At 74.5% G+C, this 13,116-nt stretch carries 8 protein-coding genes, 1 tRNA gene and 1 riboswitch; of the genes, 4 read left to right on the top strand and 5 right to left on the bottom strand.

All coding sequences use genetic code 11. From position 1 onward, the window contains the following. Positions 1 to 209: 209 nt before the first annotated feature. The 3 genes from ABT354_RS34395 (at position 210) to ABT354_RS34385 (ending at position 3,091) form a co-directional block, all read left to right on the top strand. Positions 210 to 283: transfer RNA gene (locus ABT354_RS34395), tRNA-Met, on the top strand. 197 nt (positions 284 to 480) lie between these two features. Beyond that, a complete protein-coding gene (locus tag ABT354_RS34390; protein ID WP_351501229.1) occupies positions 481 to 1,659 on the top strand; it encodes a PP2C family protein-serine/threonine phosphatase in 1,179 nt (392 codons plus the stop codon). A 232-nt stretch (positions 1,660 to 1,891) separates the two neighbouring features. Further along, positions 1,892 to 2,048, top strand: a riboswitch (cyclic di-AMP (ydaO/yuaA leader). An 11-nt stretch (positions 2,049 to 2,059) separates the two neighbouring features. Next, a complete protein-coding gene (locus tag ABT354_RS34385; RefSeq protein ID WP_351501227.1) occupies positions 2,060 to 3,091 on the top strand; it encodes a M23 family metallopeptidase in 1,032 nt (343 codons plus the stop codon). 221 nt (positions 3,092 to 3,312) lie between these two features. Here ABT354_RS34385 and ABT354_RS34380 read toward each other — a convergent pair whose 3' ends face one another. The 4 genes from ABT354_RS34380 to ABT354_RS34365 all read right to left on the bottom strand — a co-directional run bounded on the left by ABT354_RS34380 (position 3,313) and on the right by ABT354_RS34365 (position 9,119). After that, complete coding sequence (locus ABT354_RS34380; RefSeq protein ID WP_351501225.1) at positions 3,313 to 4,686, bottom strand: PrsW family intramembrane metalloprotease; 1,374 nt, start codon at positions 4,684 to 4,686, stop codon at positions 3,313 to 3,315. A 126-nt stretch (positions 4,687 to 4,812) separates the two neighbouring features. After that, entirely contained in the window at positions 4,813 to 5,619 is an 807-nt protein-coding gene (gene trmB, locus ABT354_RS34375) for a tRNA (guanosine(46)-N7)-methyltransferase TrmB (protein WP_502983555.1), read from the bottom strand. A gap of 215 nt (positions 5,620 to 5,834) precedes the next feature. Next, the gene (gene lhgD / locus ABT354_RS34370) at positions 5,835 to 7,046 is read right to left on the bottom strand and encodes an L-2-hydroxyglutarate dehydrogenase (RefSeq protein WP_351501311.1); all 1,212 of its coding nucleotides are present in this window, start codon (positions 7,044 to 7,046) and stop codon (positions 5,835 to 5,837) included. 627 nt (positions 7,047 to 7,673) lie between these two features. Then, positions 7,674 to 9,119 (bottom strand): NsdA family TPR-like regulatory protein, encoded by a 1,446-nt coding sequence (locus ABT354_RS34365; RefSeq protein WP_351501223.1) that lies wholly within the window; start codon positions 9,117 to 9,119, stop codon positions 7,674 to 7,676. Positions 9,120 to 10,097: 978 nt separating this feature from the next. Between ABT354_RS34365 and ABT354_RS34360 the strand changes: the two genes are divergently transcribed. Continuing rightward, positions 10,098 to 12,290: an asparagine synthase-related protein gene (locus tag ABT354_RS34360; RefSeq protein WP_351501221.1), complete on the top strand. Its 2,193-nt coding sequence runs from the start codon at positions 10,098 to 10,100 to the stop codon at positions 12,288 to 12,290. A gap of 24 nt (positions 12,291 to 12,314) precedes the next feature. Here ABT354_RS34360 and ABT354_RS34355 read toward each other — a convergent pair. Then, the coding region (locus ABT354_RS34355; protein ID WP_351501219.1) for an NPCBM/NEW2 domain-containing protein at positions 12,315 to 13,116 on the bottom strand (802 nt) is incomplete at its 5' end.

The following is a 13,116-nucleotide window of genomic DNA, read 5'->3' as shown; positions in this document are numbered from 1 at the left end:
GGTGACGACCCTGTCCGGTCCGGGCGGCCCGCTCCCGCCGCCGGCTCCCGCTGTCCGCTCCGCCCCGATGAATGGGGGCAGAACCGATCAAACGGGACCAGGTCGGCCGCCCGGAACCCCTCCCGCGCACGATTTTTGAAAGTGATCGCATCCCGCGCCCGAAAATGGAGTGGATCTTGCTCCGCATGGCGTAGAGTTGGGTTTACCGACGCGGGGTGGAGCAGCTCGGTAGCTCGCTGGGCTCATAACCCAGAGGTCGCAGGTTCAAATCCTGTCCCCGCTACTGAGACCGTGGCCCGGCACTTCGTTCAGAAGTGCCGGGCCACGGTCGTTTCCGGGTTCGGGTGCCCGGGTGGCGGCGCTCGCCCACTTGGCCGGTGGTGGCTCGCCCCGCCCGCCGATTGCGGCCAGCCTGAAGAGGGCGCGGTCACCGTGTCCGCGGCGGTCGGCGGACCGGTGCCCCGGTACAGGAGAGCCCCCTTGACCCAGCCCGAGCAGGAGCGAGACGGCGGCGGTCGCCGCTTCGTCCGGATGCTGCCCGCGCTGATGATCGTGGTCGGCACCGTCTTCGACCTGCTCACCCCGCCCCGCTACACGGCCGCCCCGATCTTCACCGCGGCGCCGCTGATCGCCGCCCCGTTCTTCTCCTTCCGGGCCACCCTGCTGACCGGTGTCGTGGCGACCGTCGGGATGGTCGCGCTCCACTCCACCAATGGCACGGCGGACGAGCCGACCACGTACACCGAATTCGTCACCGTGATCACGGTCTCCGGCCTCGCCCTGCTGATCAACCGGGTGATCCAGCGCGGCAGCGAACAGCTGGCCTCCGCGCGGGTGATCGCCGAGACGGCGCAGCGCGCGGTGCTGCCCACCCCCGCCGAACGGATCGGTGGGCTGCGGATCGCCGCGCGGTACGAGGCGGCGCTCGCCGACGCCTTCGTCGGCGGTGATCTCTTCGCCGTCCAGGACACCCCGTACGGGGTCCGGCTGGTGGTCGGCGACGTCCGGGGCAAGGGGCTCGGGGCGGTGGAGGCGGTCGCGGTCGCGATCGGGGCGTTCCGGGAGGCGGCCGAGCAGGAGGGCACCCTGGAGGGGGTGACCGGGCGGCTGGAGCGGGCGCTGATCCGGGAGGCGCAGCGGCGGGAGACGCTGGACGCCGTCGAGGCGTTCACCACCGCGGTCCTCGCCGAGATCCCCCGGGGCGCGGGGATCGTCCGGCTGGTCAACCGGGGTCATCCGGAGCCGCTGATGCTCCATGGCGACGGGGCGCTGGATGTGCTCGAACCGAGCGAGGCGGCGCTGCCGCTGGGCATGGTCGAGCTGGGCTCCTGGCCGGACCGGGCCGAGGAGTATCCGCTGCCGGCGGGGGCGACCCTCTTTCTCTTCACCGACGGGCTCTCCGAGGCCCGGGACGGGACGGGGCGTTTCTACGATCCGGCCGCGCGGCTGGCGGGGCGGGTCTTCCCGGGTCCGGGGGAGCTGCTGGACGAACTCCTGGACGATGTGCGGCGGCATACGGGGGGCGGTGCCACGGACGACATGGCGCTGCTCGCGGTCGCCCGGCCGCCGGAGGAGCAGCGGACCGGGCGGCGGTTCGGGGCCACCCGCAGGACGACCGACGACGGTCCGCCCGGCCCCGGCGAGGTGAAGGCGACATAAGGAGACGCACGCTCCGTAGCCGATGGACACCTCTCCGATAACAATTGATAAACCGTCAGATATGTGATCCGTCCCGACGGTCGTTCAAGTCGCCCGATTCCGCCCTCATATGTCGGGGTAAGTGGATGGCAAAGAGATTAAAGATCGACCGGAACAACTTGGAATACGGTCCGCGTGTCTATTAACGTTCGATAACGCAGCGCGGTCGTCCCAGCCGTCGTCAGGACGGCGCCGTGCGCACGCGCCGAATCCCGCAAGGGAACCGGGGAACCACCTTTTGGGGTGAATCGGACTTCTTCCACCATGCTGTCCGCGGTGGAGGGTGCCCGTAGGAGACCTTCCTGCTCCGAACCCGTCAGCTAACCCGGTAGGCGAGAAGGAAGGAAAGGAGCACGCCTCGGTGGCGTCCAACAGCCCTGCCCCGGAAACGCCTTTCAGGCCCGGCGTCTTCAGCGACGAGGGGGCGGCTCCGTCCCCCGGTGTCTGGAACCCCACTGAGGAAACGGTTCACCCGGTCCGCGGTCGTCACCGCCATCGTGTGATGAAGCAGCGCGGCGGTTTCGCCCGCAGCTCCACGGTGCTCGGTGTCGGCGTGATCGCCGCGGTCGGCGCGGGTGGCATCGCCACCGCGCAGAACAAGCCCGCCGTCTCCATATCCCTTCCCGATGTGGGCTCGCTCATGCCGGGCTCCGACGATTCCTCCGAGGTCGTCGACGAGAACGCCTCCTACGCCGCGATGGGCCTCGCGGCCCAGCAGGCCGACAGCCAGACGGCCGCCGAGGCGCTGCGCTCCCGGATCCTGGCGCAGGCCGACGACCAGCAGTCGAGCGCCGACGACGCCGCCCGCGCCGCCGCCGAGCGGGACGCCGCGGTGAAGGCCGCCGCCGACGCCAAGAAGGCCGAGCAGGCTGCCGAGCGCAAGGCCGAGGAGAAGAAGAAGGCCGAGGCCAAGGCCAAGGCCGAGCAGAAGAAGAAGGCCGAGCGGGAGAGGAAGGCCAAGGAGGAGGCCGAGCGCCGGGCCAAGCTCGCCAAGGCCTTCGCGCTGCCCACCTCCTCGTACACGATCACCGCCACCTACGGTCAGTCCGGCTCCATGTGGTCCTCGGGCCAGCACACCGGCCTGGACTTCGCGGCCCAGCGGGGTACCCCGGTCAAGGCCGTCGGCACCGGCACGGTCACGGCGGCCGGCTGGGCGGGCCCGTACGGCTACCGCATCCTGCTCAAGCTGCCCGACGGCACCGAGATCCTCTACGCACACCTCCACTCCATGTCGGTGAGCGCCGGCCAGCAGGTGAGCGCGGGCCAGACGATCGGCATCGTCGGCGCGACCGGCAATGTCAGCGGGGACCACCTCCACCTGGAGGTCAAGACCGGGGGCGGCGCGGCCGTCGACCCGATGGCCTGGCTGCGCGCCCAGGGCCTCAACCCCTGATCTCCGCGGGGGTCCCGGTATCCACCGGGACCCCCGCTCCCCTTCTTTTCCGCGCTCTTCCCGCGCTGATCCCCCGTGGCCCGATGCCCGGACGCCCGCCCGTACCCGCGTCGTCGGTCTGCCGCGCCCTGATCCCCGGCGGCCCTGGTGCACACCCCCCGATGCCAGGGCCGCCGGTCCCTTTTCCGGCTCCCGGCTCCCGGCTTCCGGCCGTGGGCGAGTCAGACGCGGTACGGGTTGTAGGTCTCGTAGTCCCGGTGCGGCGGCGGGACCAGTACCCGGCCCGTCGCCCGCGCGGCATAGGTCAGGGCGGGTGCCGCCACCGCCTTCCGCTGCCACATGTGGTGCAGCAGCTCCTGCTCACGGGCGGTGAAGTCCGGCCCCGCCGTGCCCCGCTCCGCCCGGTGCCGCAGAAAGGCCAGCGAGGTCGCGAACCGCTGGTACTCGGAGACCGCGTGGGCCGCCGCCGGGCCGTGCGCGTGCCGGGCCACGCCCTGCGCCATCGTGCGCGCCTTCATCGAGGACAGCGCCTGCGGCTCCGCCGGGGCCAGCCATCCGGCGATGGCGTACTTCGGCAGCTCGGCGGCTATCGTGCGCAGCTCGTTCTGCCGGGACCGGATCGCCAGCCAGGTCAGCAGGGCGAAGGAGGGCACCATGAACATCCCGTACACCGCGTAGAAGCCGAGCGGTCCGAAGTACGAGGCGGAGCCGTTCCACAGGGCGTGGGTCCCCATCGCGAGCAGCACCCCGACGAGCGGCGGCAGGATCCGGCGGGCCCTGCGGTGGCGCGGGGCGGTGGCGGCCAGGCCGAAGCCGATCCCGGCGAGGACGGTGAAGAGCGGATGGGCGAACGGGGACATCACCACCCGTACGAAGAAGGTCGCCGCGGTCAGCGCCGGCAGGCCGGAGTAGCCCAGGGCCTGGTCCTCGCCGAAGGCGTTGCCCAGATAGAGGATGTTCTCGGTGAAGGCGAAGCCGGTGGCGGTGAGCCCGGCGACGACCACGCCGTCGACCACCCCGGTGAACTCCTTGCGGCGGAAGAAGAAGAGCAGGGCGATGGCCACCGCCTTGGCGCTCTCCTCCACGATCGGGGCGACGACCGTGGCTCCGAGGGAGTGGGCGCCGGTGGGGTCGGCGGTGGCCGTGGCTATCCAGCGGGTCGCGAAGGTGTTGGCCAGGATCGCGATCAGGGCGGCGGCGAAGGCGCCCCAGGCGAAGGAGAAGATCAGGTTCCGCCAGGGGGCCGGCTCGACGCGGTCCAGCCAGCGGAAGGCGGTGACCAGCAGCGGGACCGGCAGGGTTGCCAGGCCGAGACCGACGAGGAACCCCTCGTGGCCGGTCTCCTTGCGCACCAGCCCCAGGATCACCAGCGCACACAGGGCGAGGGCGGTGACCAGGACCCCGATCCGCATCGCTCTGGAGCGCCAGAGCCGGGAGGCCCGCCGGGGCTGATAGCGCCAGCGGGACCGCTCGGGTACGGCGTCGAACACCGGCTCCTGACGGAGGGCGGGCACGGCGGGGCCCCGGCGGTCCCGGGCGCTGGGCTCGGGGTCCGTCGGGCTGGGCTGAGGGTGGTGCGGGAGCGGCTCGGGCACCCAATGACCCTAACGACGCGCACCGACACCTGGCGAAGCACTTCCCGCGAGGGGCCCGAGGAGGGCCCGATGGGGGCCTGGGGGCGGGGCCTGAGGGCGAGGACCGGGGGCGGACCCGGGGCGGGCTCAGACGGTGTCCGGAGCCGTGGCCTCCACCCGGCGGAACAGCAGATCGTGCACGACATGTCCCTTGTTCAGGCCCTGGCCCTCGAAACGGGTCAGCGGCCGGAAGGCGGGCCGGGGCGCATAGCCCCCGTCGTCCTGGGTGTTCCCGAAGTCGGGGTGGGCGGAGAGGACATCGAGCATCTGCTCGGCGTACGGCTCCCAGTCGGTCGCGCAGTGCAGGACCGCGCCCGGCTTCAGCGCTCCCGCGGCCAGGGTCAGGAACTCGGTCTGGATCAGCCGCCGCTTGTGGTGCCGCTTCTTCGGCCAGGGGTCCGGGAAGTAGATCCGCAGTCCGTCCAGCGAGGCGGGCGGCAGCATCTCCCGCAGCAGGATGATCGCGTCGCCGTTGGCCACGCGGACATTGGACAGACCGTTCCGCTCGGCGAGGCCGAGGAGATTGCCCTGGCCCGGGGTGTGGACATCGACGGCGAGGATGCCGGTGCCGGGGTCGGCGGCGGCCATCTGCGCCGTGGCCTCGCCCATGCCGAAGCCGATCTCCAGCACGACGGGCAGCCCGTCGAAGAGCCGCGGCAGATCGAGACCGTCCCGGCCGTCGATCTCGATGCCCCAGAGGGGCCAGAGCCGCTGGAGGGCGTCGCCCTGGCCGGTGGTCACCCGGCTGCGCCGGGGCTGGAAGCTCCGGATGCGCCGCTCGTGGTGGGAGCCCGCAGGGTCGGCGACGGGGCCGCCGGGAAAGCGCGGCAGGCTCCGGTCGCGGGCGGGCGCGGCGACGGAGGGTGCGGGGGTGTTGTTCTTCAGCTCGGACACAGTGCCTCCGATTCTACGGGGGCGGGCGAGCGAGCCGTCATGATCATGCGGCAGGCCCGGCAGGCCCGGCAGGCCCGGCAGGCCCGGCAGGCCCGGCAGGCCCGGCAGGCCCGGCAGGCCTCGTGCCTTGTCCCGGTGCCTTGCATCCGGTGCCTTGTGGGTGGGTGCCGGTGCCGCCGGTCGGTGCCGCTGGTCGTCCGGAGCGGCCCCGCAGGTCAGAGCTGTCGCAGCACCCGGGCCGCCACCTCCCGGCCGATCGGGAGCGAGGCGGTCGCCGCCGGGGACGGGGCGTTCAGCACATGGACGGTACGGGGGGCCTCCTGGATCAGGAAGTCGTCGGCGAGGCTCCCGTCCCGCAGCACGGCCTGGGCCCGTACCCCCGAGGGGGCCGGCCGCAGATCGGGCTCGGTCACCGAGGGCAGCAGCCGCCGCACCGCCTGGGTGAAGGCGGTCTTCGACAGCGAGCGGTGCAGCTCGCCCGCTCCGTACCGCCAGTGCCGGGACGCCATCCGCCAGGTGCCGGGCCAGCCGAGGGTCCGGGCCAGCTCCCGGGGGCGCACGGTGGTTCGGTGGTATCCCTCCCGGGCGGCCGCGGGGACCGCGTTCGGCCCGACATGGACGCCGCCGTCGATCCCATGGGTCAGATGGACCCCGAGGAAGGGGAAGGCCGGGTCCGGCACGGGATAGACCAGCCCGCGCACCCGGGTGGGGTCGCTCAGTTCGTAGTACTCCCCCCGGAAGGGGATGATCCGCATCTCCGGGTCGTCCCCGGCCAGCCGGGCCACCCGGTCGCAGTGCAGCCCCGCGCAGTTCACCAGGGCGCGGGCGCGGACCACCCGGCCGGTGGAGGTCCGCACGGCGACCCCCCAGGGTCTTCGGTCGATCGCGGTGACCTCCTCGCCGCAGTGGATCAGCGCCCCGTCCTCCATGAGCAGCCGGGCCAGCTCGGCCGCGACGGCGCCGTAGTCGCACACACCGGTGGTCCCGACCTGGATCGCGGCCAGCCCGACGACCTCCGGCTCGTACTCGGCGATCTGGGCGGGGCCCAGCTCCCGCACCGGGATGCCGTTCTCCCGGCCGCGCTGGACGAGGGCGTGCAGCCGGGGCAGCTCCTCGCGGTCGGTGGCGACGATGAGCTTGCCGGTGACCTTGTGCGGGATGTCGTGCTCCGCGCAGAACGCGACCATCTCCGCGGCGCCCCGCACCGCGAACCGGGCCTTCAGCGATCCGGGGCGGTAGTAGATGCCGCTGTGGATCACCCCGCTGTTCCGCCCGGTCTGGTGGCGGGCGGGGGCGGGCTCCTTCTCCAGCACGGTCACCCGGGTCCCGGGGGCCGCCCGGGTGAGGGCATGGGCGGTGGAGAGCCCGACGATCCCCCCGCCGATCACCAGGACATCGCAGTCGAAGCCGCCTCCGGAGCCCGCCACCGGGCGGGCCGTCGCGGAGCGCGCCGCTTCCGCCGCCCCGGCCGCCGTGTCCGCCCCCGGTGTCGCCCTGCTGCCCGGCTCCGCCGTCGCTGTCGCCGTCACCCGTGCCACCTCCCACCCCCGATACTGCACCCGCCCACTGACAACGCCCCCCGGAGCCGTCCACCGGACCGCTCCGCCCGGCACCGCACGGGGGCCGCCGCGACCGCGCCCGGACCGCCCGCCCGTCCGTACCCGGGCCCTCCCGTACGGTCCCCCCTGCCGGAGCGGCCCATGCGGGAGGGCCCGCGCCGCTCCGGCGGCACGGGCCCAGGGAGCCGTACACACAAGTTCCGCCGCTATCCCTGCCCCGCCCGTGCCCCGCCCACGCCGCCCGGGGGAACACCGTCGTTCGGACGACCCGGACCGACCTGGACCGACCCCGGACCGACCTGGACCGACCCGGATCGGATCACCCCGTACCCAGGAAGGCCGGATCAGATCACCTCGTAGACCCCAAGAAGGCCGAATCGGATCCCCGGAAGGCCGGAGCGCACCGGTTCGTACCCGGGAGGACCGGCTTCGTACCCGGGGAGGCCCGGCTTCACACCCGGCATCTCCGGGGCGCCCCGGGGCCGGGGGTGCCGGCTACGCGGGCGCCATCAGCAGTGGCCGGGCCCGCTCCCGCAGCTCCGCCACCCGGGGCTCGTCCCCATAGGGCTCCAGGCGGTTCAGCAGATCGCGCACGTACTCGGTGGTCCGCGCCGAGGAGATCCGCCCCGCGACCTCCACCGCCCGGGTGCCCGCCGCGCACGCCGCGTCCAGATTCCCGGACTCCAGCTCGGCGACCGCGCTGACCACCAGCCGCAGCCCGTGCGAGCGGACGAACTCCTCCGTGGGCCGGGACAGCGCCTGCTCGGTGAAGCGCCGCACCTGCCGGGGGGCCTTCAGATCGCGGTAGCACTCGGCCGCGTCCGCGCAGAACCGGTCGTACCCATAGAAACCCAGCCAGGTCGGGTCGGAGTCGCCCGCACGGGAGCGCTCCAGCCAGGCCTCCGCCGCCCGCAGCGCCGCGCCCGCCGCCACGGCGTCGTTCGCCTTGGCATGGGCCCGCGCCTCCACCAGCCGGAAGAAACTCATGGTGCGCGCGGTGGCGAGGCCGCGATTGCGCTCGATGGCGGCCTGGGCGAGATCCACGCCCTCGTCCGCGAAGCCCCGGTAGATCGCCTGGAGCGACATCGACGCCAGCACATAGCCGCCGAGGGGGACATCGGCCGCCGCCCGTGCCAGCCGCAGCGCCTGGATGTAGTACCGCTGCGCCGCCTCCTGCTGCCCGGTGTCGAAGGCCATCCAGCCGGCCAGCCGGGTCAGTTCGGCGGTGGCGCCGAAGAGCGCCCGGCCCACCTCGTCGGAGTACGAGCCGAGCAGCAGCGGGGCGGCGTCCACCCGCAGGCACTCGGGCACCATGGACGAACGCCAGTCCCCGCCGCCGTACTTGGAGTCCCAGCGGCGCGCGTCCTCGGCCGCCTCCCGCAGCTTGGCGACATCGCTGTGGCCCACCCGGGTGTGCGTCTCGTCCGGAGCGGTCTCACCGGGCCCCGGAGGACCCGGCTCCGGTATCCGCTCCACGGAGGAGTCGGCGGGTGTTATCAACCACCGCGACGCGGGGGTGGCATAGGCGCTCACGGAGAACGACCCGGCCAGCGACTGCCAGATCCCGCCGCCGCCCGCCCGCCGTCCGGCCAGGTCGAGGCGGTACAGCTCGGTCGCCGACTTGACCGCCGCGCCCACATCGCGCGGAAAGGCCAGGCCCACCTCGGGGGCGGGGTCGGCGTCGGCGAGACCGATCTCGTGCAGCGGCACGGGGCGGCCCAGCTTGGCGCCGATCGCGGCGGCGATGAGATGGGGGGCGGCGCCCTGCGGCACCATCCCCTTCGACACCCACCGGGCCACGGAGGTCTTGTCGTAGCGGAGGGTCAGCCCGCGCTGTGCCCCGAGGTCGTTGACCCGGCGGGCGAGTCCGGCGTTGCTGATCCCCGCGAGGGCGAGAACCGTGCCGAGCTTCTCATTCGGCCCGCGCTGCTCCCTGGACATGGCCCACCCCTCGACACACGGACGGCCGCCGCGTCCCGGTCCGGCGCGCGGCATGCGTACGGAGGACTGCCCCGCCGGGTGGCTCCCGTCCCCCGGTCCGCGGTCCCGGTTGCAAAAGCGCTTGGCCGAGCCCTCCGGAATATGCCCGTCGGTGCAGAACATCAGTAAACACAGCGTAGTTCGCCGCATCCCGACCGTTAAGAGGCGGTGTTCCGTATGGCGAGATTGCTGCCTGTCTCCGGAGGCCCCCTCCGGAAATCGGGCACGGGGCGGCGGGGTCACCCGGGTGTGCCGCGCTGTGCCCCGTGTGTGTGGCCGTGCGCCCGCCCGTGCGCTCTGCCGGGTGACCCGCGCAGCGGTTTCCATGGGTGTTGCGTGGGTCGGTCCGCTGTGTACGGGAACCAGTGGGCCGGGGGACGCCGCCGCCTTCGATCCCCGTGGGCGGCGGACCGGTCCGGGAGGCGGGCTGCGCCTCCCGGGCTGTTGGGCGCAGCGCCCGGAGCGTACGGTTCCGCCTGGTCACCAGGGGCCGCGCGCCCCTCTGTGCTGCCCGGCCGACCCCAGAGATTGGCCGAATCCTTACTGTCCGTCTTGCCCCTTAACTCCCCTGCCCCCGGCGTGCGATGACCCGTGATCACCCGGGCCGTCGCGGCCAACTCCGGCAGGTGGGGAGCGCATTCACTTTTCGCACCTGCGACCCTGGAGCGCGTCCGCGCGCCTCCTTCGTGGCAGCATGGTCCCGAACGGCCGGGTGCGCCCTCCCTCGGAGGCTCCCGGAAGGCTCCCGCGACACCCCGCGACCGCACGGCACCCGGCACCGCCGGGCATCGCGCACACCGCGGGGCGGCGACCCGGGAGCCCTCCGCCCGCGCCGGACCCCGGCACGGACCGGGGATCCGGAGCGAGGTTCCCGGGAGGTTCGCGTCGCCCTTGAGGCTCCCGGGCGGCCAGAGTTGTCCACAGCCTGTGGAGGCGGCGATGCGGTGGTTGGTGGGCTGGAGCAGCGGCGCCGCGGTGTTCCCCACGGTCTCCTCCCTCCTCGACGCCGGCCCGGGTCCCGTCGCCGGGAACGTCGGCGACCCCGACGAGGGCCGCACCGTCCAGCCCGTCGGCTCCCAGCCGCTCTGGGGCGACCCCGACCCCCTCTGGGCCGTCGGCGACTGGCGCCCCGACGAGGTACGCCTCCTCGCCCTCGACCCCGCGCCGCCCCCGCCCGGCCAGACCCCCGGCGCCCCCCACACCACCCCCGGCGCCCACACCCGGATGGCCGTCCTCGGCTGCTGCGCCGCCACCGACGACGAACTCCGCGCCGCCCTCGTCACCGCCCGCGGCGGCGCCCTGCGCCACCTCACCTCCTGGCCCGGCAGCTACACCGTCGTCGTCCAGACCGGCCGGCGCGTCACCGTCATCGGCGACCTCGCGGGCGCCCGCCCCGTCTTCCACACCCCCTGGGCCGGCGGCACCGCCTACGCCACCGCCGCCCTCCCCCTCGCCGACCTCATCGAGGCCCAGCTCGACATCGGCCACCTCGCCGCGCTGCTCGCCTGCCCCGAGACCCCCGAGGCCCTCGGCGACTCCACCCCGTACGAGGGCGTCCGCCGCATACCGCCCGGCCACGCCCTCATCCTCCGCGAGGGCGCACGGGAGATCGCCGGCTATGAACCCGTCGCCTCGCTCGCCGTCGCGGGCCCCCAGGTCGAGGCCGAACGGGCCGTCGAAGGGGTACGGGACGCCCTCATCGACGCGGTACGCGCCCGGCTGACCGCGCCCCGGCACGCCCCCGGCCATCCGTCGCCCGACCCCGGACCCGTCCCCGGCATGGGCCCCGCCGACCGGCGCGCCCGGCGCGGCGCCCCCGCCCCCGGCATCGGCGCCGACCTCTCCGGCGGCAGCGCCTCCGGAACCCTCGCCCTGCTCGCCGCCGGGCTCCCCGGCCGCCCCGGCACCCTCAAGGGCCATGGCACCGGCGCCGCCGGCGAACGCCTCCTCGCCGTCACCTACAACGACCTCACCGAGGACGGCCGGGAGGCCGAACTCGAACGCGCCCGCGCCCTCGCCGACGACCCCCGCCTCCACCATGTCGTCGTCGCTGCGGCCGAGGAGGGCCTGCCCTACGCCGCGCTGGAGAGCGGCCCGCTCACCGACGAACCCGCCCCCGCCCTCGTCCTCGCCGAACGCCACCGGGGCAGACTCGCGGCGGGCAGCGCCGACCACTTCACCGGCGCGGGCGCCCGCCAGGTCCTCGACGCCCACCCGGCCCGCCTCGCCGACCTCCTCCTCGACCGCAGACGCCGCCATCTGCTGCGGCCCGTCGCCGCCCTGACCCGCGCCGAGGGCGCCACCGCCCAGTCGGTCCTGGTGCCGCTCACCGTCTACCGGGCCGCCCGCCGACTCGCCCGTACCCCCTACCGCACCGGCCTCGAAGCCGCCGCCGGAGTCCTCACCGAGGCCAACCGGCCCACCGGCCGCGCCCCCTCCAACGGCCCCCTCGACGCCTCCCTCGCCGCCCTGACCTGGTCCCGGCCCGGCCCCGCCGCCCGCTGGCTCACCGGCGAGGCCCTGGCCGAGGTCGCCGTCCGGCTCGCCGAGGCCGCCACCCGGCCCGTCGTCATGCAGCGCCCCGGCGAGGCCCGCGCCCGCGCCGCCCTCCAGCGCCACGCCGCCGACCAGCGGATCCTGGAACAGGCCGCCGAGGTCCGGGGCCAGCGGGTGCACACCCCCTTCCTCGACAACCAGGTCGTCCGCGCCGGCCGCGACCTGCCGGAGTCCCTGCGGGTCCGGCCCGGCGCCCGCGCCGAGATCCTCCGTACCGTCCTGACCGGAGCGGGGGTACGGTCCGTGCCGCCCGGCTGGGGGCTGCCCACCCAGGCCTCCCCGGCCGAGACCGCCCGCAAGGGACTGCGCGCCTCACTGCCCCAGCTGATGGCCCTCTTCGACGTACCCCTGCTCGCCGACGCCGGACTCGTCGAGGCCCGGGTCGTCCGCAAGGCCCTGCGCGCCGCCTCCGAGGGGGAACCCCTGCCCCTCGACGGCCTCGCCGACCTGGTCGCCACCGAACTCTGGCTGCGCAGGCTGCTCTCCCGGCGGGGCACCTGCTGGACCGGTACGGCGGCACCGCGCAGCCGCGCCGTCGCGGGCGGTGTCCCCTCCCGCCCCTCGCTCCGCTCCTGACCCACCCGTGTGACCTCCCGGGGGTCAGGCGCAGCTGATCGCCGAGTCCGCCCAGTCCGCCAGGACCGCCGAGTCCAGCGCGGTGTGCGGGGTCACCACCAGCCGGATCGAGGTCCGCCCGGTGAGCGGCACATGGAGCGGGACCGCCGGGTCACCGGCGCGTACCACCGGCGACCGCCACAGCCGCTGCCCGTCCCCGTACACCGCGAACCGCGCCGCGCCCCAGCCCGCCATCAGATCGTCGATCCCGACCACGGCGTCATAGCTGGAGCAGCGGCGGTTGAGATCGATGGTCACCGACGACGAGGCGTGCACCGTCGCACCGTGCGCATAGCGCTTGCCGCCGACCGAGAGCCCGTACCGCTGCCAGAGCCAGCCGCTCTCACCCGTACGCACCTCCGGGCCGCTGCCGTCGCCGAGATGGCTGTAGCGCAACCGGCTGAGCCGGTAGACCGTCGGCGCGGGGGGCGGGCTCGGCGACACCGACGGGGACGGCGGGGGTGTCGGCGCCGGCTTCGGCGGGGGCGGCTTCGGGCTGGGCGCCGGCCGGGGGGAGGCCGAGGGCGAAGGTTTCGCCGGAGCCGGCTTCGGGGGTACGGGCCGCTCGGCGGCCGGGGGCGCGGGCGGCCGGGGAGCGGGCTTCGGTGGCGGCGGCGGAGGCTTCGGCGGTGACGGCTTCGGCGGGGCGGGCTCCGGCGGTACGACGGGCTGCGCGGCGGGCGGTTTCGCCGAGGGCTCCGCCGGCTCGGCCGAGTCCCCCGCGAAGGCCCAGGCCAGCCCCACGGCGGCGGCGACCGCGAGCACCGCGGCGACCCCCGCCTTGGCG

The sequence above is a fragment of the Streptomyces sp. NPDC000594 genome (genome assembly GCF_040299965.1).
GTDB lineage: Bacteria > Actinomycetota > Actinomycetes > Streptomycetales > Streptomycetaceae > Streptomyces.
The sequence above is the reverse complement of the archived record's forward strand: the minus strand, read 5'-3'. Positions and strand labels throughout refer to the sequence as shown.